Genomic DNA, 20694 nt, shown 5'->3' on the forward strand with positions numbered 1-20694 from the left:
ATTAGAACTTCGCTTTTTTCCTGGAAGCCTCTTTTTCTTTAGCCTTAATCTCAGTGGTTTCGGCTTCAGCTTCTTTAACAATTTCTTGGAGTTGCCGCTGAATACTCTCGGGTAGTGGGCTTGGATTCTTGAAGTTTTCGAGAATATCTTGCGCTTTAGTATAAGAGGTTTCGACGATATCTTTGCCGCCATCAGCTAACCAAGCCTCTCGGTTTCTGCGGTCAAGCAATTGTGATCTCGAAAGCTCTTTGAAATTCTTGAACGTATGATCATGGCTAATAAATTCTCCGCCGGGTCCTACCGAGCGAACAACTTCGATTGCCATTTTCTCATCTGTTACAGGAATTCCTTTAACTGTGTGCAGGATCATGCGGGCCATTTCATTCTGCATCACGAGTTGAGCATAGTCCCACGTGAGGCCACCTTCGAGCATCCCTAAGCCGTAAATCATGTTAGCGCCTGCTAACGCTGGTAATAAGGCAGTTAGAGTAAACTCATGGGCTGCTTGGGCATCAGGGACTTTGCTATCAGTCTATCCCCCGGCGACCCAGCTCGGCAAATTATAGAACTGGGAGAGTTTGGCTACCGCAGAACTAAAGAGTGCAAGCTCTGGGGTACCCACACAGGCAACTGTCGTCCGGAGGTCAATCATGGTCGTGGAAGTTCCATAGACCATTGGATAGCCCTTTTTCACCAACTGGGCAAGTACAAACATGCTAAGGATCTCAGCATTATGTGTCACCAGGGTGCTTGCTAAGTGGACACAAGTGGTTCCGCCTGCTAAGCCCATCGAGTTGATTTTCGCTGGGACTCCACAGCGAATGGCTTCGAGCAGCGTATCTGTCGCTCCTTTGGAATGAACTAAAGGACTGACAGGGTCAGTGCTTTGTGAGAAGAGCGGCCGTTCGCGGAACTTATCCTCGCCACCGGAGACCACATACCCCATCTTGGCAACAGCGCGCATATTCTCAGGACGATTCATCCCGATGTAGGCATGCTTTGTTGAGTAATTATAGAAGGACTCGGCAATGTGGACTTGAGCAACATCAGGATCTACTTCTGATGGGCCAATGGCCCGTTCAAAGATAATGATTTGATCCATCGCCTCGCAGAAGCGGGTAACGTCATCGACGTCTTTTTTAAATGGCTTGCGCAATTCACGGGAATAGGGGTCGATCATGCGCACTGCTTCACCAAAGTTGACGAAACCTGTGCGATTACCCTCATTCAACCAATCGTTTTCAGGATTTCTCCCACAAGCCCGAAAGGTTTTGGGAATAGAGTGCAGGGCGTCCTCTACTAAGTAAGCGGGGATCTTAACAATATTGGTCTCACGGTTTAAAGTACAACCATTACTGTAAAAAATCTCGCGGGCCTCTTCGCTCTCGACTTTGACACCGATGTTCCAAAGAACATCAAGAGTGGCAAGATGGATATCATAGAGCTCATCATAGGTAAACATGTTGAGTCCGATTCCTTCCATGCGGGTGGAACCGGCGCGTACCCCTCTGACTGTCAAATACTTCACCTCCGAAATTACTTATCATAAGCTAAAGTGTTGCCGTAGTACGGATTGAGAGAAAAGGGTTCACCTCCTTCAGATAACCATGCTTACACCATTACATTTCTATTTGATGCAATAAATATGCCAACTTATAACCGATAAAGTAGACTTAGCTTCAGGTGGGGTTTTAACCCCATCTGAAGGTTAGTCATCGGATAAACCAGGCCATAGGATGTAAGTTTCTTTTCTAACTTACATTCTATGGCCTTACTTCTATCCTAAAACGGTTTTACTATAATCTTGATATTTTGTTCTTTGCGATTTATTAACTCCTCAAAACCCTTTTCCACAATGTCATCAACGCTTATCTTGCCGGTAATCAACGGCTCAACGTCAATCCTGCCGTCAGAAACAAGTTGAATAGCCGGAGCAAACTCACCGTAATAGGCCAAAGATCCCACAACTTCTCGTTCCGTGAAAGACAAAGCATTGAAATTCAACGAAGAGGCTTTTTCAAAGATACCCACAATGACCACCTTCCCTGCTGAACGGGCAAGTTCTATGGCAACAGGGGCAGTTTTGTCACTTCCCACACACTCAAATACTACATCAGCACCCCCATTGGTAAGTTCCTTCACTTTTGCAATTACATCGACTTCCGTAGGGTCTAAAACAGCGGTAGCACCAGCCTTTAAGGCATACTCTTTCCTTGCCTTGGCAACCTCTACCGTATATACCTTACTGGCACCGGCGGCCTTTGCACACATTAAAGTAGCAAGACCGATTGTCCCCGCCCCCATAATTACTGCAGTATCCCCCTGAACCAGGGGCGCGCGTCGTACGGCATGCATCCCTACCGCCAACGGCTCAATGAGTGCGGCAACCTCATAGGACATGTCGTCCGGAATCTTGTATATTGTGTAGGCCGGTACATTTACATACTCTGCGAAAGCCCCGTCAGTCATTAGCCCGGTAAAGGCAAGTTTTTCACACAGACTGTAACGATTCTCTTTGCAACGCGGGCATTCCCAGCACACCTGACAGGCGTCAGGAGCAACCCGATCACCAATCTTTACGTTTGTTACCCCAGGTCCAACCTCTACTACATCGCCGGAAAACTCGTGACCGAGAATTACTGGGGCTGTACCACCGGTTAGGGCATGTGGCTCATCTACAGGAATAAAAATCGGACCGGCGAGGTATTCGTGAAGATCTGAGCCACAAATTCCACACCACTGTACTTTTACCTTGACCCAGCCTTCTTTCGGGCTGGGCGGTTCGGGAACATCCATAACCCGCACGTCTTTTTTACCATACCATACCGCTGCTTTCATTCAAACTCCTCCTTATAGTAAAGGAATATATATCCTCACAGTTTCTACTTTTGCAAAAAACGTGCCATAATGAAGCGTTATATTTAACAGCAAAAAAGCCATAAAATTGGCCTAATATTTTTATAATTAGCAATATTCAAAACATATGTTTGTTCTATTGTGTTCCATAATTATCCATAAATGTAGCCCTGCCGATCACCTTTGCTACACACAAAAAAATACCCCTGGCATTTAAGCCGGGATATCAAACAGTAATTTCTAACTGAAACCATGTAACGCTTCACCGCTATAGTTTGAAAGACCCTGCAAAATTCGTAAAAGCAGCTCATTTTTTAACCTAGTCTGGTTTTCAAAGCTGCCTTGGTAAGCTTCTTGCTCTTTTCCAAGGTCATAGCATGTACTGTTATCAACATTAACGAGTATACCTGGTAATCCAATTCGCTCGAAATCCTTGGCATGCTTGACCCAAAAAGATTCACAGCAAGTTCCTATAAAAAACCTACAGCCATTCTTCTTTAAATTTTCCAACTTTTCCTCAAGCATTTCGTAATTTTGGATGGTAATCGTCTCCAAGCCGTATTGTTCTGCCAGTATGTAAGCGCCGCTAATGTCACATTTTCCACACCGTCCGCAGCCCTCTATATAACGAAATTTGCAGCCTCTATCTTTTGCGCAGTAAGGAATAAGCAAAGGCGTTACCGGTTGCTTAAAAATATCTTTTGCTATACAATCACCAACTATCGTTATCTCGTTTAGTTCTTCGGGATAGGCGCCCCAGTCAAGGAATCGTAGTTTTTCGGCAGCCCTAATTATTGTTTGACTAAAACGGTCTGGTACTAATCCCGGTACATAGCCTTGGTGTTTGCTGAAACAATCATTCACTGTTTTTCTGATTAAACCAGGGTTAGCCATAATACCACATAACCCCCCCTCTAGCTCTTTAACTAATTCAAGGGGATAAGCATAAAAGTCTCCAGCTATGGATACAGCGTCAATCCGTTGTTGATGGACATCCATAGCTATCGAAACTGTAACTACAGCCTGTTCCTTTGAGGTATCCCGAAGTTGGTAATGCTCTGGATTGATGACTTCAGATTGACCGGAAACCCATTCTTGCGAAGAAGCCTCACTATATGCCGCCGAATAATAGTTGTCTTCGATGTCTTTAAGTCTCCCCGGAGTAGCAGCAGCATTAAAAACCTCGCAAAAACCTTCAACTATCGCCCACTTGACGCTAGCCAGCGGGGGAGGTTCACTGAGCACCCATTTAAGACTGGTACACTTCTTGCTGAACAAATCAACCTCTTTGTTTTTTAGCTTTTCCGTAGGAATACGCAAGGCATACAGCATTCTCTCAATATTAACATCCTTAACGCGAATATAGCCTTGATAAAGAACTGCGTTCCCGTGCCGGGTGCCACCAACCCAACAGAGTTCACGTCCAGCCACTTCTACAGTGCCAGGGTGTTTATATTGGGCATCTACCCCAAGTATGTTAAGACCCCGGGTGATAGCCACACTAAGCTGCATCGTCAATGTTTCTAGCTGTTCACCTGTAGCCAAGCCTTCACGATACACCACAATCTCCCAACCAAGGGTGGATTCATCGCAATAAACAGTATTGCCGCCTGTCAACCTGCGATTAATCTCAATACCCTGCTCGTAACAGAAGCTTAGCCTGACCTCCTGTTCGGCTATTTGATGGTAACCAAGCAAAACACAGTCAGACGTAAACTGAAAGAAACGTAGCGTGTCGGGAATTAATTGTTCTTTGCAAGCCATTAACAAAGCCTTATCCAATGCCACATTTTGAGCGCTCGTTCGGGGTCCAGTGTCTATTACGCGCACTGGTCTCATCTTTTAATCTCCCTCCAAAACGAATGTCCCGGCTACGCCGTTCGAAGCCGGGACTCTCTGGTAATATCCTACTTATGCCAATATGCCGCAACAGGTCTCCTGATAGGACACAGTGTATCCGAGTGAATGTACATAATCTACTGTTTCACGGGCCGGATAGGCAATCGCGTTAAAACCGGCTTCTACCGCCAGCCGTTCTACCGTTCGGGCATATAGTCCTGGCGGGCGGGCACACCCTAAAGCAATCGGGGTATTCGGCAATAGCTCTCTGGCAGTCTTAAAAATCTTAGCTACCGACTCGGTCGGCGGGGGAACAACATCTCGCATTGGGGTACTCCGTAAGGGATTCAGTAGTACTAAGACCAAACTTTCCGCCCCTTCAGCTGCGACCATCTTAAGAGCTTCATATTCTCCGCGAATTTCACCATAATGAAGTCCGATGACAATATGCGGTGAAGCCTTCAGACCTGCGAGACGTGCTGCTCGCAAGCTGTTCTGATAGTCTTCAGGGGTACGCGTTAGGTGATATACCTCGCGAATTGTAGCACTATCCCCAATTAAATCAAGGGCTACCCGCGTTACCGCTGAATGAGCCAATACTTTTGCCAGATCATCTGTCAGCAGCCCTGGGTGAACTACAACCGCCAAACCCATGCTGGCAACTTCTTTTAGTGCTCCGGCAAAACGCAGTAACGGCACACTGCCGTCCTGGCAGGCCCCACCGCTTATGAGCACACCGCGACAGTCACGCCTCCGTAAATCAGCGGCCAGTTCCACTAACAGTTCAGGCTCTGTAGCTGATAGCATGCTATTTAGCAACTGTCCCTGGCAGTGTTCACAGCGGCATTGACACTCGGAGCCGGTGATACTTATGTTAACAAAAGAGTTTGCGCTATTTTGATATAAGCCATTGTCATAGTGCCGTACTCCTGGCGCATAAAACGCAATATTATTCATCCCATATCTGTCCTTTAATGGTATCTATATCACTGTCCTCCGGCTGGAAAGGATAGTTACGCAAAACAGGGCCTGGCCGTTCGTTTCCATACGGACGATTGCAAGCTACACAGCCCTCCTTGTTAGGGCAGCCTGAGGTTCTGAAGGGCTCGCCTGCTGCCAGATCATCACCTAATAGTTCATGCAACCGGCTACCATAGCTAACTATTTTCCCATGAGAATTAAACTCAAAAGCATCAATTGTACTTTGTTTTTTATTAAGCAGGTATGCCGCCAATTGAATACGCCTGTATTGACCGTATGACGGCGGTTTATAGCTGCTCAACTTGCTGCCAGGTTCCGGACAGAATGAGAACAAGTGTGCCTGCGCACCGTATTGATTAGCTCTAGATATTGTCTGTACCATCGCTTGTTCTGTTTCACCAAGCCCTACAATCAAATGTACGCTTACATTATCGCGACCAAATACCATAACGGCTTGTTCGATTGCCTCCCAGTAGGTCTCCCACCGGTGAGGTCCTCCTACAGCTTGCCCCCGCATATCAAAAAACAATTCTGGGGTTGCAGCATCTACCGCTATCCCCACCCGGTCTGCACCGGCAGATTTAATTCTGTTAAAAAAGGCACTCGCTCCCTGCAATATGGTTGGTGATGCCAGTACACTAATCGGTAACTGAGTTGAAGCACTTAACCGTTTAACAATATCGATACAGTCATCCGCCGCGCGGGGATGAGTAATCATCGATATACAAATCCGGCCTAGTTTTTGAACTTTAGCGGCCGCAGCCTGCGGTGGCCGTGTCAAAATATCAATTATATTTGAAAGTTCATAAACCGGCCATTTTACTCTGATGAAGGTATTTTTATCAGGTTCAGCATACCGTTCTCTGGCTAATCCGCAGTAGCTGCAATTGGCCCGGCATCCGTCTTGATATGTCATTAATAAATTCAAGCTTCCCGGATAGGCGTTACGGTAAAAACTTCCTGGTTCCAGACCTAACGCCATAGCACCAGCCAAGCTGGTCTGCACATAATCCGGGCTTTCCAGTCTGCCAATATTGTCCATGAACCGGAACCCCCTCAACTTAAATAGTTCTTACTATGAAATTCACTATTGCATATAGTACTCCGGAAAAGCAATCCAACTGCGCCTTATGAGCGCACTGAATTCTTCCTGGTTATCTGTCCACCTTTGGTTACGGCTCATCAATCGGTCACTTGCAATAGTAAACTGTGTCCCGTACTCTTCAAGTAACGTGCGTGTGTAATTCTTGGAAACCTGCTCTCTACCGCTACTGCTAACTTGCAAGATCACTGCCCTGGCAGCCAAATCACCACTGACAACAGCATTCATAATGCCGGCACCGGTAATTGGATGAGTACAGCCGGCAGCATCACCAGCTACCAGCATATGGTCATTTGCCAGATTTTTTACTAAGCCGCCCGCCGGTATCAATCCACCTGTTGCGACTGAAGCGGCCCCAGCTTGTATTACCCCCATGCTAACAGTTTTCCGGCAGAAATCCGCTAATGCAGATTTCAATTTATCTTTATAAGAAGCATGGATGGCCACTCCGACATTGGCAGTTTTGCCTTTTGGAAAAACCCAGGCATAGCCACCGTAATAGGCCGGGTCAAAGTAAATCTCAGCATGGTCCAATGGCTTAGTGAGCATCCTTTCAACCTGTAGTGCAACACACATTTCCTGGGGTTCATTTTCCAACTTTTTGCTGACGATAGAACGCGGGCCATCGCAGCCAAGAATGAAGTCTGCGCTAATCTCCCTAGACTGAGCACCATTTGATACTCTTAAATCCTTACCGTCAATACCACTGACGCGTGTTGCGGTCATAATTGAAACTCCTGCTGCTTTTGCCAGCTGTGCCTGATATTCATCCCATAACACCCGATTAAGTACATAACCTGGGGCACGAAGTGTACTTACCAGCTTACCATTAATAAAGGTTTTAATTCCCTGGACATGCTGGGCTATATCGCTTGCCCGCAAAGCTGCATGGCGCGAAATAGTAAGTGGAACGAACTCCGCACACTGGACATTACTGCCGATTACCCTGCGTTGTTCAATCATCAACACTTTCAGCCCACCCTGCCCCAGACGTTTTGCAGCAATGCATCCAGCCGGTCCCGCCCCGACAACGATGACGTCATAGTGTTCACTTGTTGTTTTCACAGCAAACCTCCGTCGAGACTTTCTCTGCCAGGTGAGCTTCTTTGGCCTTCTCTACAGCAAGCAAGACGGCCTCAACAAAGTGTTCAGGCGAAACACCAGGAATCTCAGCCTGATTGGTAAGAAAAAAATTCTTAATAGTGTCAGTAATACGCTGTTCGCCAATAGGGGTGTTTTTAAGAGCAGCCTCAAGGTCGTTGATAACCCTGGCCGGGTAAGCGAAAAAGTCACCGCTGATAATCAAATATTTGATGACGCGGACACCTTCATCCAAGCGCATCTGAACCCTTATCAAACCTCCTGGCGCCTTATAATTGGCTATACAATCAACAGTATTTATTACACTGTCGGCTTTGCCATAAATCCAAGCCTCACTCTGAAAGTACGGCAAATATTCAGTGAGCATGTCGGTTTCCTGCGAAGTAAGGCCGCCGGGAGAAAATTCATAACCCAAGGTTTTCTGCAAACCTAGTAAGATTGCTTGCTTAATTAAACTAGCTTCAGGGACATAGCCTAGTTGCTCTTTAATCGAGGTTACCCGCTCCCTCATGGATTTGACAGCTTTGTCGCCCAGTTTTTCCAGAGGGAACCGCAAAACCCGCAACATTTGATCCACATCAAAATCAACCAGCAAACTGCATTGGAATACAAAAGAATCCGCTAATTCAGTTCCACCAGTACCGGATATTTTACGTCCCTTTATTTCAATATCATTGACCGGCCTATAGGCAGCATCTAGTCCTATTGTCTTTAGTCCCCGTGCCATTGCCTCACATAACAGACGATACATGCTTTCTACCTTCCGGGGAATGCCAGGGGTATTTTTACCGGCATACAGCTCCCAGCCTAATTCCAGCCGGCCCCAATATAGGCTTCCCCCTCCAGTAATCCGCCGGTTTATTTCAATGCCATTCTGCAGACAATAGGGGACATTTACTTCTAAAAACGTGTTTTGATGCGCCCCGACCAGAACGCAGGGTTTGAACTGCAAAAACCGCATCGTATTAGGAATGATGCCTTGACTGTGGGCACTTATGATTACCTTATCCAAAGCCATATGTTCAGCAGCAGTATAAGGCGCAGAATCCAAGACCCGGAAAGCGGTACTGTTGTCCACGCTAGGCATTTGCTTTCATATCCTCTGCTAGCCAACTGCGCAAATCGGCAGCTGACATCAGCTCACCAAGCTCCTCAGGCCGGGATATCTCAATTTCCGCAAACCAACAACTATAAGGAGAACGGCTAATAAGAGCAGGGCTGCAAAGTACTGCTTCATTTACGGTGGTTACCTTGCCGCTTACCGGGGCATATACACGACCTACCCATTTTCCTGCCTCCAGTGAACCGCAGGTACCGCCGCCATCCACCTCTGTTCCAACCGGTGGTAAAGATAGATATAAAACATCCCCGGTGATCTCAAGGCCATAAGGAGTCAATCCGAATAAAATTTTGTTTCCAGCTTTTTTAATCCACTGGTAATGTGTGTCATATAATAGTTCTTCAGGGAAATTCAACGTATTTGCATTCATCGGTCATACTCCTTTCTTACCACCTAACAAGACTACCCATCTATAGCCATTAACAACAATTCGGAAACATCCATCACCTGTAAAGGCAGTTTTTCCGTTCTTGCAGCTTTCTCCAGCATCTGTTCACACTGTTGACATGCTGATACTACAATCGACGCCCTTGTTGCGGCAGCCTCTTTGATACGCTTTTGGGCAATAGATTCAGCCAGCCCTTGGTCAGCTCCCTGTAAATTCCCCCCGCCGCCGCAACAGGTGGATTCTTCACCATAAGTAGCCATTTCAATAAACTTAACTCCAGGGATACTGTTAATAATAGCTCGCGGCGCATGTATAACCCCGCTGTTACGCCCCAAATCACAGGGGTCATGATAGGTAACCGTTTTATTTAACTCATTGGGAACTAATTTACCTTCATTGATCAACTCAGATAACATTTCTGTCGCGTGAACCAGCCGGAACCCAAGACTTTCTCCCAAAATTTCCGGATATACATGGCTCCATACGTGATAACAGGATGCACAGCCAGTGACTAAGGTTTTCGCACCAAGACTCCGCACCTTTTCTACATTATGCCGGGCAAACTCAGCGATCTCATCCCCATGTCCGGCAGCCAGCATAGGAAACCCGCAGCACCATTCTTCCGGCCCCAATGTTGTAAAGCTAACTTCTGCTTTTTCCAGTAATTGCACCATGGCAACAGGCACTTGTGCGGCACGAGGAAAAAAGGAAGATACACAACCAACAAAATAGACGATTTCAGCCCCTTGCTCCTGGTCGAGATAATCTGGCAGCTCATCGAGGTCCTCAGCCCAGTCAAGTCTGGTTGTATTCGCGAAGTTAGAAATATTTTTTCTGGTCTTTAAATTCCCGATCATAGCATTATAGGCTTCGGGCGCCTTGCCTGCTGTTACTAATTTTGTCCGTAGATCCTTCCATAGGCTTTGCAGATCAATCCTGGCGGCACAAGCCCGGGTACAAGCACCGCACATAGTGCATTGTGTAATCCGTTTGGCATATTCCGCACTAATCTTCGCATCGCCCTGTCTGGCAAATAACTCGCGAGCCATCGAAATCTTAGCTCGTGGCGCAGCCGACTCCCAGCCGATTTCCTGGTATACCGGGCAGTCACTGCGACAATTGCCACATCGGCCACAGATTAGGGTTTCATCAATTAGATTTTTATAAAAGCTGCCTGAGCTCATAGCTGTTCCCTCCCAACCTTACCCTTGTATACCAATGTAGTGGCTGCTAACAAATCCATGCCCAAACCAAAAAGTGCCGGTTGTAGCAGCAAGGGAGGCTGATATCTTTTGCCGGGATTCATAATATTGTTGGGGTCAAGCAACTTCTTCCGCCCTTTAAGTTCAGCAAGTTCCTCAGACGTTTGGCATCTGTTCAAATAGGGTGTGTTCCATAGGCCTATTCCGTAAGGGTTGCCGCCATGCCTTGCTCCGATGTCATGCAGTTTTTTTACTAAAGCCAAGCCTTGCAAATAGCCAATCGTATCGCGTTCATCGGCATTAAACATGGTCATGACCATCGCATGCCTTGCTGATACAATATGCCCGTAGCTTTTTAGGCCCAGACTCTTTTTACCTTCAAAAACAGCCACATCTGACAAATAGCCATCCAGGCTTTTAATGGGCAGCCAAATCTCTGCCCCTAATAATGATGGACCTTCGCGTTTTAGTACTAAAGAAAAGAAACGGTGCTGCCACTCGTGAGCGGCTTCTTCACCTAAGTCACAACCTTCTGCCCTCTGTAAACAGCGTTGATAGTCAAGGCACGCCGCATCGGTTTCCGCTTTTGAGCCATCTATATCGAACGCAACCGTGTAGGCAGCAGCGGCACGTTCACTTGCCATCCCCAGCCGCTGCCTGAGCGAGTTGCAACCAGGATCGCTGAAGTGCAGGTTAAAGGGTTTGTTACTTAATGCTACAGCATTTTCAATAAAACTCTGCATTTGTTCGGCATTCTGGAATTCCGCTAATCCATGCCACTCACTTTCAGGGTACGGCCGCACCTGCAATTCGACTTCGGTGACAATGCCTAATGTTCCCTCAGAAGCGGCAAGCCAGGAAACTGGCGGTTGACTTATTTTATTTAATTCTCTGACACTGCCGTCAGGCATGACTACCTGTGCTGAAATGACCTGTTCCATTACTGAACCGTATTTTAAACTACCAAGCCCATACCCCATCATAACCAGCCAGCCACCAACAGTAGCTGACTGAGCACTGCTCGGGTAGGAACAAGTAGCCAAACCAACTCTGTTTAGAGCACGTTCCAGTTTCCACCAAGTCAATCCTGCCCCCACCCTGACAAGGTTGTGCTCTTTGTCAACCACTAGTAGGCCGTCCATACCGTTTATGTCTACAACTATGCCTTTACGTGTACATACAGTGTTGAAATAGACGGTAGATCCCCCAGCCCTTGTAGTTACCGGAATATGCTGCTCAGCAGCCGTCTTCACGATGAAAGCTACTTCCTCGGTGGTTTTGGGTCTTATTACAATATCCGGCAGTGTATCCGCAATTGGCTTAACTAAAAAATCCGGTACTGGTGCCAGATCCCGCTCATAAAAACCTCGCTCGAATAAATCTGCAGTAGCACGATCTCCAAATGTTTGCTTTAATCTTTCCACTGTTTGAGCGTCCATATCTATACTCCTTCCTTAGAAAAGGTTGGATTTAGCCATTAATATTACTCTGTTTTTACAAACTTTGCATGTTCCTCAGTAAAAAATTTGTCGGCGTCATCACCGTGAATTAGGCTTTGCAGCCCTTCAGCCAGATTATCGGGTTCCATAACGCAAATCCAACCCGCACCATAGCTGTCGTTATTTAAAAGCTTAGGATTACCCGGCAATTCACTATTGGCCTCAAGAACCTTTCCCGCCATTGGCACCTGAATCTTGCCAGCCCACTTACCTGACTGGATTGAGCTGAGCGTTGCACCGGCCGCAAGTGCTTTTCCCACACGGGGAATCCGGATAAAGGTAATCTCTCCAGCCAATTTTTGCATAAAGTCGGTGATGCCAATACGAATTGTGTTCCCTTCCACCTTCACCCACGCATGATCGCTTGTATAATAGAGTCCTTGCGGAATCTCATACTGTGCCACTAAAAATCACTCCTATTTTCTATCTAGCTAGTATCCAATCGATTAGTGTATCTTTAAAAACTTTAACTGCGCCACTCTCATCATTGTGGAGCCATTGCGCCAAAGCATTCCTGACATCACGCTCGTGCCAATAGCTGCCAATCAGACTGGTTGCCAGCGAGTTTAAATTGTATTCCTCCAGGCATGTTAGCTCATGACTCTCAAATTCAACTATTTTATTATTCTGGACCACTAGGATAGCGTAACCTGAGCATGGCCCGCCGAGCCTGTTGCCGCAGCCACTTTGACCGGCAACGGTTGTCTTGATGCATTGGGGAAATGGATGCAGGCGTACATAAGTTCCTTCATTGATCTTTACCTGACGTACCCTGGTCTGCTTGCCGGGTAGATTTAAAAACTCTTGACTGGTTAAGTACTTCGACGCCTTACTGACGGCTTTCTGCAGATCTACGGAGTATTCACCCCGTTTTAGATCCAGCCATGCTGAAAAATGATAAACCAACCAGTCTTCGACTGTCTCGTAGTCCGGCATATAACCAAGTTCTTCACTCATAGATGTTAAATTCCGCTCCATAGACAACCTGAGCTGCTCTCGAAACCGGCTGCTGGGGACATTGAGGACATTGGCCATGGCTGTTCGGTCAAAGGCAAGTAGAATATTACCTGTATACACTGAAAAACCATTAATATCGCCGGCACCGTTCCCGGAAATTTTTTTACCGTTAACAACAATGTCGGCAGGAAGTTTAATTGAAGCCTTGATCGAAAAGTCTGCTAATGTTTTTATGGCAGGTTGTAAAAACTGTACAAAAAATGCCTCTCTCCGACCTGTCAGGAGCGGATTACCGGCACGTAGTACCAATTGAAAAAAGATTTGCTCCCCGGCCAGCAGCACCATACCACCGCCGATATCCCGCCTGATGATTGGAATATTATTTCCCTGGCAATAGTTCGTGTCGACTTCTTGCCGCAAGTCATCATGCAGCCCCAGACAAACACATCGTCCGGCAGGGCGGCAGATGACCAACCCTTCTTGTTGATTTTGTGCCAATGCATGATATATAGCCTGTGTCTCATCCCACGGTATAGCCCCCAGCCGATATAGGTCCATTCATTACCCTCCGTACCGGCTTCCCGGCCCAGCGTGTAAGCAATCACGCTTTATTAACGAAAACTCTACACCGAAAATATCGGCAAACTGCTCAACCATCTTTTTGCTAACTTCATCAAGGGTCACATCAACACCCAGCGCTTGCATTGACACAACTGGTCGATTGGTTATACCACAAGGATTAATTAAGCCAAAATAATTCATATCAGGATTTACATTCAAGGCAAAACCGTGCATGGTTACCCAGCCACGAGCCCCGATGCCGATAGCAGCTATTTTTCCACTATCGGTCCATACCCCAGTTAATCCATTTTCCCGGAAGCCCTTTATCCCATATTGGTCCAGTGTCCTGATAATGACTTCCTCAAGCATCTCTGAATAGCGGTGCAAGTCCTGTTTGTATCCTCTGAGGTCCAAAATCGGATACCCTACCAGTTGACCGGGGCCATGATAAGTGACATCCCCGCCCCGATCAACTTCAATGACCTCAAGTCCCTCTGTTAACAGGACCTCATCTGAGACCTTAATATTTGACTTACTGCCAGACCTTCCCATCGTGTACACAGGCATATGCTCAACAAGCAGTAAGGTATCTTTGCCGCTGCCGCAGCGGCGTGCCGCTGCAATCTCTTGTTGTAATTGCCACGCCTCAGTGTAAGGAATGCGTCCTAACAGTAATAACTTGCAGGCTTTACGTCTAATCTTCTCTCTCAAAAAACATCATCGCCGCTTTTTCCATCAAGTCCGGGGTGAACATCAAACCGTACTACGCCGACAACCGCCTTCTTATTAGCCGCCTTTTTAACGGCTGCCACCCCTTGATGTCCAAAACCACCGCATAATTCAATAGCTCCTATGCCTTGTTCAACAAGCTCTTCCACTGCCGCAACAGCAGACTGAACATCGCTTACCCCCACAACGGTCAATTCCACAGCAGGGGTAGTTATGACCGACCTATGCTGCTTGCTGTTGGCCTCAGGCGCAACAAAAACAAAGGCTGCTTTAAGCATTCGTGTCCCTCCTAATGAATACTGATAAAACTGGTTGTCTCACGCCTGGCTAAGTTCGGCAAAAGAATAACCGGCGTGATAAGAACTACGCACCATCGGTCCGGCACTCACATGAGAAAAGCCGATTCTTTGAGCTTCTTGCCCCAGCCATTTAAATACATCGGGATGTATGTATTCCTCAACAGGTAAATGATCTGGTGATGGGCTAAGATATTGTCCAAGGGTCAGCATCTTACAGCCGCAATTATACAAATCTTTCATTACCTCAACTACTTCAGCGATTTCTTCACCTAGTCCCAGCATCAATCCTGATTTTGGCAGTATCCCTGAACCAACTCGACTGGTCCGGTTTATTAGTTCCAATGAGCGCGAATAGACCGCCTGCGGCCTAACAACCGAATAAAGTCTAGGAACAGTTTCAATATTATGGTTAAGAATGTTGGGTTTAGCCTGGAGCACTGTTTGCAAGGCTTCCATACTTCCTTTAAAATCCGGAATAAGTACCTCTATACCGGCCTTAGGCAACTGCGCCCGCACCGCCCCTATAGCAGCGGCAAACTGCCCAGCCCCCCCATCAGAGAGGTCATCACGGGTTACCGATGTAATAACAACGTGTTTTAACCCTAAATGCTTAGCAGTCGCCGCCAGCATGTGTGGTTCATTACTATCTACCGCATCCGGGATCCCGTGGTTCACGGCGCAAAAGCGGCAATTCCGGGTACAGTGGTTTCCTAAAATCATAAACGTACATGTCTTGTTGCCAAAGCATTCGCCGATATTGGGACAGTCGGCGCTTTCACACACGGTATGTAACCGGCCTTGGTCCAGAAGCTCTTTCATACGGTTGAGCGCCAGTTCTTCAGGAACTGGCAAAGTCAACCACTGTGGTCTGTCTGTATGCATACCGGCAGTTTTGTCCACTACTCGAAAGCGTCAAGCGCTTTCATAATAGTGGTGGATAAGTAGGCCATTGCCGGTGACCCGCCAAAGGCTACTGCAACAGCTGCCGCTTCCAGGATTTCCTCTCTGGTAGCTCCCTCGGCCAAGGCATTTTTAACATGAATATTCATACAATATTCGCAGCGTACCGCAAGGGCGATGCCTATACCAATCAGTTCTTTATACTTGCGCTCTAATTCCCCTTCCACATAAGCTGCCTGATCCATCTGCACGAACGCGGCCATAAGCTCCGGGCTCTCAGCTTGCACTTGACCCATTCCAGCCTGTAGTTCACTCACTAATTCCATGCAATCTCCTGCCATTGTATCTCCCTGCCTTTTCTTTTTTTATTTTCAGAGTAAAGATTAAATAAAGATTTTGTGTGGTTGTTCTATAAGTTTAATTAACAAGGCCAAAAATTCGGCAGCAGGTGCACCGTCAATCACCCTGTGGTCAAATGCGAGCGACAAACCCATGATTGGTTTAATCACAATCTGTTCTCCTTGGACAACAGGCTGCCTGACAGTCCTGCCAACACCCAAGATGGCCGACTCAGGTTGATTGATGATGGGAGTAAAGTAATCGACTGATCCATATCCTCCCAGGTTAGTAATCGTAAAGGTACCACCGGTCATCTCTTCAGGATCCAGCTTATTTTTCCGGGCTCGTTTAGCAAAATCCTTAACTTGCTTGCTTACATCGGCCAAACTCTTCTGATTGGCGTTTTTAACGACCGGAACGACTAATCCATCCGGAATAGCGATAGCAACCCCGACATTGATATCTTGCAACACTCTGATCTCATCCCCGCTCAAGGTCGAGTTAATCTTGGGGTAAGCCTGCAGCACTTTAGCAACAGCTTTAACAAGAATGTCGGTGACGGAGATTTTTTCGGTATCTTTTACATCGGCATTGATGGTGGCACGCAAAGTCTGCAGTGCAGATAAGTCAACGCCGACATGGTGAGTAACCTTAGGCGCTACAGCCCAACTATTGGCCATGTTTTCACCGATAGCCTGACGCATTCCCTCATAGGGAATGACCTCGATGACAGCGCGGTCGTCTGCTGCTGCACTCAGGTCAGCTATGGCCTGTTCTACATCTTCTCTGACAATCCGCCCTTCGGGACCTGTTCCTGCAATCACGGTGTAATCAATTCCATTTGCTTCAGCCAACGCCCGGGCTGCCGGAGAAATCTTAACCCTTGCTCCCGGTACGGCTACGACAGTCTTATTCGCGACTTTGGCTTGTGCCCCCTTAGCAGACGGCGCCGCCTTGGCAGAACTACTGGCAGAAGCTTTCAGCAATTCACTAATATCTTCACCTGCCGCGCCGATGACTCCTAAGAGACCGCCAACCGGAAGCTTAGCTTTCTTATTAGCAACAATCTTCAGCAATACCCCATCCGCAGGAGCGTCAATTTTATTAGCGATTTTGTCTGTCATAACTTCGAGCAGAGCATCGCCCTTTTTGACTGTGTCCCCCTCATTTATTAACCATTTGCCGACAGTGCCTTCTTTCATGGACAGGCCTAGTTTCGGCATGTTTATTTCTGTTGCCATTACTGCTCCTCCTCATAGTTGAACTGTTTTCAGTTGATGTTTACGTTACTGTAGCCTTTTGTGACGGCTGCCCGTAGCGCCGCCTCGGCATCTATCACTTTAGGCCCGTCAAAAGTCAGCTCAATTTGTGCCTTTTCGCCTTCACGGATTTCAACTTCCCGCTCTCCGTCCAAAGCAATTACACAAGCTTCACTGACGTCAATAACCTGACCAATCTCGATATATCCATAATTCCGGACCGGTACACGTTCAATCAGGCCTGGTGCAATCGGTGCGCGTAATTGAATATTGCCTGTACCGACTTCAATATCAACCCCTCTGGGGTCACTAGGCAATACCGGTGCCAGATTACCTGCAATCGAAGATATTCCTATATTGTGCGGCTCTCCTCTGGTCACTACGATGCGCCTTATTTTTGCGGCATCCCAGATTGCCCTTGAGCCGATAAAGGGTTCATTAAGTACGACCGCGTCAACAATTGCAATATCAATCAGTTGACCATTTTTATAGATGTTCAACTTTTTACTGGGGTTTATCGCCGGAGTTCCAGCGATCAACCCTTTAGCGACAACTGCGGCCGCCAGACCAGCGATTGTGCCTTCGACCAAAGTGGGAAAAACATTGTTAGTCCCAGTGGAAATAGGAAGAATGGGCACATCCCGGCATCCCTTTGCCACCATTCGGTTCGTGCCATCACCGCCCAGCGTAATTATGCAGCTAACCCCGCATTTGGCCATAAAGTCTGCGGCATGAAAGCTATCAATCTGTGTACCTGTCATGCATATGTCTGCCGCAACAAATTCCATATCAGGCCGGTGCTGACTGCAAATACTCTCTGCCGCACCCGGGACAATGCCATAGTACTCAGGCATATACGTGATTTTGGTAATTCCAGTAGCGGCTAGACTTAAGATCAGGCGCCGGACAATATTCACTTTCTCAAGATTATCCACAACAGTTCCATAGGCTACAAGCCGCCGGATATCTTTACCAGATGCCGGGTTAGCGATTATACCAACATGCCCCATACTTCCCTCACCACCTTGTACCGCTAGTTAGAACAAGCTTTTAACTGCAGCAATAATTTTTTCTTCGCTCGGAATAACAGTGCCTTCCAGCGCCGGGCTGAACGGAATAGGGGCAAAAGGCATGGCAACCCGCTTAATCGGGCCATCCAAAAGATCCATTCCTTCTTCAGCAACAATCGCTGCGATTTCTCCACCAAAGCCGCTGGTTTTAACCGCTTCATGGACGATAACCAGTTTACCGGTCTTACCTACCGATTGTAAGATGCTTTCGGTATCAAGCGGGATAAGGGTACGCGGATCAAGCACTTCAGCATTAATGCCTTCTTCCGCGAGAGCTTCGGCGGCAGCTAAGGCTTTTTGTACCATCCACGACCAGGCCACGATAGTGACATCAGAGCCGGCTTTCTTTATATCAGCCTTGCCGAGCGGAATAATGTACTCGCCCTCAGGCACATCGCCTTTGACACCTAAAAGCTGTTTGTGTTCAATGTACATCACCGGGTTGTCATCCCTGATAGCGGCAGCCATCAGGCCCTTGGCATCAGCCGGGGTCGAAGGCATAACCGTTTTTACGCCGGGAATATGAGTAAACCAGGCTTCCATGGACTGCGAATGCTGAGCTGCCGCGCCCATACCGGCGCCACAAGGAGTTCTGAGCACCATAGGAATTTTGGCCTTGCCGCCGAACATATAATGCATCTTTGCCGCCTGATTGAATAACTCATCCATGCAAACGCCCATAAAGTCTACAAACATAATTTCGGCAATCGGACGAAGACCGGCGGCAGCCGCGCCTACGGCCGCCCCGACAATGGCCGTTTCACTGATCGGAGTGTCAAGAACCCGACCGGGGAACTCTGCAAACAAGTTGCCTGTCACGCCAAAACAGCCGCCAAACTTGGCCACATCCTCGCCCCAAATGAATACATTGGGATCTCTTTGCATCTCAACGCGCATTCCATCTCTAATGGCTTCAGAATAAGTCATTTCTTTCATCATATTTCACCCTCTCCTAAATTAGATTATTCTGCGTATACGTCGGTTAAAGCGTCTTCCGGGTTAGGATACGGACTGTCTTGAGAGAATTTAATAGCCGCAGCAATTTGAGCGTCCACTTTGGCCTTGATTTCCTCTAATTCAGCAATGGTAGCATATTTAAGTTCCACCAGTTTTTGTTCAAACCGGGGAATGGGATCTTTCTGTATCCAGGCTTCTTGCTCTGCCGGGTCTTTGTACGCGCCGGGGTCGCCCTCAAAGTGGCCGCGCCATCTCCAGGTCTTGCATTCAATCAGGCTGGGACCATCCCCTTTTCTTGCCCGTGCAATAGCCTCAGCGGCCGCTTCGTAAACAGCAATCACATCATTGCCGTCCACCGTCACGCCCGGTATGCCATAAGCGCCGGCCCGATCTGAGACATCAGTAAGCCGCATATGATCCCGCTGACAATTGGAAATACCGTACATATTATTTTCACAAATAAAGACCAGCGGCAGCTTCCATATGGAAGCCATATTCAAGGCTTCATGGAAAGTACCGCGGTTGGATGCAGCATCGCCGAAGAAGCATACGGCCACAGCGTCGGTTTTCTTGTACTGGCAGGCAAACGCCGCACCGGCCGAAATCGGTTGTCCGGCGCCAACAATGCCGTTAGCTCCCAAAATTCCCAGTTCAACGTCAGCGATATGCATGGAACCGCCTTTGCCTTTGCAATAGCCGGTTGCCTTGCCAAACAATTCAGCCATCATCAGGTCAACCTTGCCGCCTTTGGCGAGCAAGTGCCCATGGCCACGGTGCGTACTGGTAATATAGTCTTTATCTGTTAAACTGCCACAGACACCGGTGGCGACTGCCTCTTCACCAAGATACAAATGCACGAACCCCGGCAGTTGATTGTCGGCAAACAACTCTACCGCTTTGCTCTCAAACGCTCTGATTGTGAGCATGGTTTCATAAAACCCCAGCAATTTCTCCTTCGTAAGTTCCATAATTCTCCCCCCGTTTTTCTATTCTTTGATAGTACATGGTACTAAACCTAAACAGTTTGAGGCATTTCAACATATACAGTAAGTGCTGCTACAGCAACAACAATGGTATCCCCTTCTCCTAATGCCGGCAGGTGTAGGCCTTTTACATCAATCCCCCCTAATACAGTTTCCACAGTTACAGAGCCAAATGGTACTATCCCTTTTACCTCATCGCGTTTGACTTTTTCCGGTTGCGGACAACCGATCCTCACTTCAACATGCATCTGGTTTGGATCACTGATTTTAGCAATATCAAATAAACCACAGAGACAACTTCTTGACATTGCGTCTTTTACTGCCCGCTGAGCGGCTTTAGTGACATCTCCTCCATGCAAATCAGCGCCCATACCTATCTCGACAATAAATCGCTTGCGTTTCACCCTATCACCTCCGTTTCAAAAAAGTTTTATCCGATGACTAACCCGCTCTAAGACTCCCAATGGGAGTTAAGAGCGGCTAAGTCCCTGGATAAGGGCGACTAACCTTCAGATGGGGTTAAAACCCCACCTGAAGCTAAGTCTTCTTTAT

The 20694-nt window shown here is 47.4% G+C and carries 20 protein-coding genes and 1 pseudogene; all 21 read right to left on the minus strand.

Annotated elements, in window-relative coordinates:
- Nucleotide 1 precedes the first annotated feature (1 nt).
- The 21 genes and pseudogenes from mttB to VN447_RS13870 all read right to left on the minus strand — a co-directional run bounded on the left by mttB (nucleotide 2) and on the right by VN447_RS13870 (nucleotide 20546).
- Nucleotides 2-1483: pseudogene (mttB, locus tag VN447_RS13770) on the minus strand ([trimethylamine--corrinoid protein] Co-methyltransferase).
- 299 nt (nucleotides 1484-1782) lie between these two features.
- Nucleotides 1783-2838, minus strand: a complete 1056-nt coding sequence (locus VN447_RS13775; protein ID WP_325525917.1) for a 2,3-butanediol dehydrogenase — start codon at nucleotides 2836-2838, stop codon at nucleotides 1783-1785.
- Between the two features lie 258 nt (nucleotides 2839-3096).
- The gene (locus VN447_RS13780) at nucleotides 3097-4695 is read right to left on the minus strand and encodes a lipoyl protein ligase domain-containing protein (protein WP_325525918.1); all 1599 of its coding nucleotides are present in this window, start codon (nucleotides 4693-4695) and stop codon (nucleotides 3097-3099) included.
- 72 nt (nucleotides 4696-4767) lie between these two features.
- Nucleotides 4768-5652 carry a radical SAM protein gene (locus tag VN447_RS13785; RefSeq protein WP_325525919.1) on the minus strand — a complete coding sequence of 295 codons (885 nt, stop codon included), beginning with the start codon at nucleotides 5650-5652 and terminating at the stop codon, nucleotides 4768-4770.
- Nucleotides 5645-6718: a radical SAM protein gene (locus VN447_RS13790; RefSeq protein WP_325525920.1), complete on the minus strand. Its 1074-nt coding sequence runs from the start codon at nucleotides 6716-6718 to the stop codon at nucleotides 5645-5647. Before VN447_RS13790 ends, VN447_RS13785 begins: the two co-directional genes overlap by 8 nt.
- A 45-nt stretch (nucleotides 6719-6763) precedes the next feature.
- Nucleotides 6764-7843 (minus strand): geranylgeranyl reductase family protein, encoded by a 1080-nt coding sequence (locus VN447_RS13795; protein WP_325525921.1) that lies wholly within the window; start codon nucleotides 7841-7843, stop codon nucleotides 6764-6766.
- The gene (locus VN447_RS13800; protein ID WP_325525922.1) at nucleotides 7827-8966 is read right to left on the minus strand and encodes a lipoate--protein ligase; all 1140 of its coding nucleotides are present in this window, start codon (nucleotides 8964-8966) and stop codon (nucleotides 7827-7829) included. Before VN447_RS13800 ends, VN447_RS13795 begins: the two co-directional genes overlap by 17 nt.
- A complete protein-coding gene (locus VN447_RS13805; RefSeq protein WP_325525923.1) occupies nucleotides 8959-9369 on the minus strand; it encodes a glycine cleavage system protein H in 411 nt (136 codons plus the stop codon). Before VN447_RS13805 ends, VN447_RS13800 begins: the two co-directional genes overlap by 8 nt.
- Before the next feature lie 32 nt (nucleotides 9370-9401).
- On the minus strand, nucleotides 9402-10571 hold the full coding sequence (locus VN447_RS13810; protein ID WP_325525924.1) for a (Fe-S)-binding protein: 1170 nt from the start codon (nucleotides 10569-10571) through the stop codon (nucleotides 9402-9404).
- The gene (locus tag VN447_RS13815) at nucleotides 10568-12028 is read right to left on the minus strand and encodes an FAD-binding oxidoreductase (protein ID WP_325525925.1); all 1461 of its coding nucleotides are present in this window, start codon (nucleotides 12026-12028) and stop codon (nucleotides 10568-10570) included. The genes VN447_RS13810 and VN447_RS13815 overlap by 4 nt, the downstream gene beginning before the upstream one ends.
- Nucleotides 12029-12072: 44 nt before the next feature.
- Entirely contained in the window at nucleotides 12073-12492 is a 420-nt protein-coding gene (locus tag VN447_RS13820) for a glycine cleavage system protein H (RefSeq protein WP_325525926.1), read from the minus strand.
- A 19-nt stretch (nucleotides 12493-12511) separates the two neighbouring features.
- Complete coding sequence (locus tag VN447_RS13825; RefSeq protein WP_325525927.1) at nucleotides 12512-13603, minus strand: biotin/lipoate A/B protein ligase family protein; 1092 nt, start codon at nucleotides 13601-13603, stop codon at nucleotides 12512-12514.
- A 3-nt stretch (nucleotides 13604-13606) separates the two neighbouring features.
- Nucleotides 13607-14317, minus strand: coding sequence for a lipoyl(octanoyl) transferase LipB (lipB, locus tag VN447_RS13830; protein ID WP_325525928.1), 711 nt, complete (start codon nucleotides 14315-14317; stop codon nucleotides 13607-13609).
- Entirely contained in the window at nucleotides 14314-14613 is a 300-nt protein-coding gene (locus tag VN447_RS13835) for a DUF6506 family protein (protein WP_325525929.1), read from the minus strand. Before VN447_RS13835 ends, lipB begins: the two co-directional genes overlap by 4 nt.
- Before the next feature lie 39 nt (nucleotides 14614-14652).
- On the minus strand, nucleotides 14653-15516 hold the full coding sequence (lipA, locus tag VN447_RS13840) for a lipoyl synthase (RefSeq protein ID WP_325525930.1): 864 nt from the start codon (nucleotides 15514-15516) through the stop codon (nucleotides 14653-14655).
- A gap of 17 nt (nucleotides 15517-15533) precedes the next feature.
- Complete coding sequence (locus VN447_RS13845) at nucleotides 15534-15860, minus strand: carboxymuconolactone decarboxylase family protein (RefSeq protein ID WP_325525931.1); 327 nt, start codon at nucleotides 15858-15860, stop codon at nucleotides 15534-15536.
- Between the two features lie 57 nt (nucleotides 15861-15917).
- Entirely contained in the window at nucleotides 15918-17114 is a 1197-nt protein-coding gene (locus VN447_RS13850; RefSeq protein WP_325525932.1) for a dihydrolipoamide acetyltransferase family protein, read from the minus strand.
- 29 nt (nucleotides 17115-17143) lie between these two features.
- A complete protein-coding gene (locus VN447_RS13855; protein ID WP_325525933.1) occupies nucleotides 17144-18142 on the minus strand; it encodes an ATP-NAD kinase family protein in 999 nt (332 codons plus the stop codon).
- Nucleotides 18143-18169: 27 nt separating this feature from the next.
- Nucleotides 18170-19138, minus strand: coding sequence for an alpha-ketoacid dehydrogenase subunit beta (locus tag VN447_RS13860; protein WP_349255166.1), 969 nt, complete (start codon nucleotides 19136-19138; stop codon nucleotides 18170-18172).
- Between the two features lie 26 nt (nucleotides 19139-19164).
- Complete coding sequence (locus VN447_RS13865) at nucleotides 19165-20127, minus strand: thiamine pyrophosphate-dependent dehydrogenase E1 component subunit alpha (protein ID WP_325525935.1); 963 nt, start codon at nucleotides 20125-20127, stop codon at nucleotides 19165-19167.
- 47 nt (nucleotides 20128-20174) lie between these two features.
- Nucleotides 20175-20546 (minus strand): Lin0512 family protein, encoded by a 372-nt coding sequence (locus tag VN447_RS13870; RefSeq protein ID WP_325525936.1) that lies wholly within the window; start codon nucleotides 20544-20546, stop codon nucleotides 20175-20177.
- Nucleotides 20547-20694 lie beyond the last annotated feature (148 nt).

The organism is Sporomusa sp. (assembly GCF_035561155.1).
In the GTDB taxonomy this organism is placed as follows: Bacteria; Bacillota; Negativicutes; order Sporomusales; family Sporomusaceae; genus Sporomusa.

What these genes read in the sequence shown, in the direction of transcription:
- VN447_RS13775 (WP_325525917.1), bottom strand. Translation starts at nt 2,838, where the DNA reads ATGAAAGCAGCGGTATGGTATGGTAAAAAAGACGTGCGGGTTATGGAT.
- VN447_RS13780 (WP_325525918.1), bottom strand. Translation starts at nt 4,695, where the DNA reads ATGAGACCAGTGCGCGTAATAGACACTGGACCCCGAACGAGCGCTCAA.
- VN447_RS13785 (WP_325525919.1), bottom strand. Translation starts at nt 5,652, where the DNA reads ATGAATAATATTGCGTTTTATGCGCCAGGAGTACGGCACTATGACAAT.
- VN447_RS13790 (WP_325525920.1), bottom strand. Translation starts at nt 6,718, where the DNA reads ATGGACAATATTGGCAGACTGGAAAGCCCGGATTATGTGCAGACCAGC.
- VN447_RS13800 (WP_325525922.1), bottom strand. Translation starts at nt 8,966, where the DNA reads ATGCCTAGCGTGGACAACAGTACCGCTTTCCGGGTCTTGGATTCTGCG.
- VN447_RS13805 (WP_325525923.1), bottom strand. Translation starts at nt 9,369, where the DNA reads ATGAATGCAAATACGTTGAATTTCCCTGAAGAACTATTATATGACACA.
- VN447_RS13810 (WP_325525924.1), bottom strand. Translation starts at nt 10,571, where the DNA reads ATGAGCTCAGGCAGCTTTTATAAAAATCTAATTGATGAAACCCTAATC.
- VN447_RS13815 (WP_325525925.1), bottom strand. Translation starts at nt 12,028, where the DNA reads ATGGACGCTCAAACAGTGGAAAGATTAAAGCAAACATTTGGAGATCGT.
- VN447_RS13825 (WP_325525927.1), bottom strand. Translation starts at nt 13,603, where the DNA reads ATGGACCTATATCGGCTGGGGGCTATACCGTGGGATGAGACACAGGCT.
- VN447_RS13835 (WP_325525929.1), bottom strand. Translation starts at nt 14,613, where the DNA reads ATGCTTAAAGCAGCCTTTGTTTTTGTTGCGCCTGAGGCCAACAGCAAG.
- lipA (WP_325525930.1), bottom strand. Translation starts at nt 15,516, where the DNA reads ATGCATACAGACAGACCACAGTGGTTGACTTTGCCAGTTCCTGAAGAA.
- VN447_RS13845 (WP_325525931.1), bottom strand. Translation starts at nt 15,860, where the DNA reads ATGGAATTAGTGAGTGAACTACAGGCTGGAATGGGTCAAGTGCAAGCT.
- VN447_RS13850 (WP_325525932.1), bottom strand. Translation starts at nt 17,114, where the DNA reads ATGGCAACAGAAATAAACATGCCGAAACTAGGCCTGTCCATGAAAGAA.
- VN447_RS13855 (WP_325525933.1), bottom strand. Translation starts at nt 18,142, where the DNA reads ATGGGGCATGTTGGTATAATCGCTAACCCGGCATCTGGTAAAGATATC.
- VN447_RS13860 (WP_349255166.1), bottom strand. Translation starts at nt 19,138, where the DNA reads ATGAAAGAAATGACTTATTCTGAAGCCATTAGAGATGGAATGCGCGTT.
- VN447_RS13865 (WP_325525935.1), bottom strand. Translation starts at nt 20,127, where the DNA reads ATGGAACTTACGAAGGAGAAATTGCTGGGGTTTTATGAAACCATGCTC.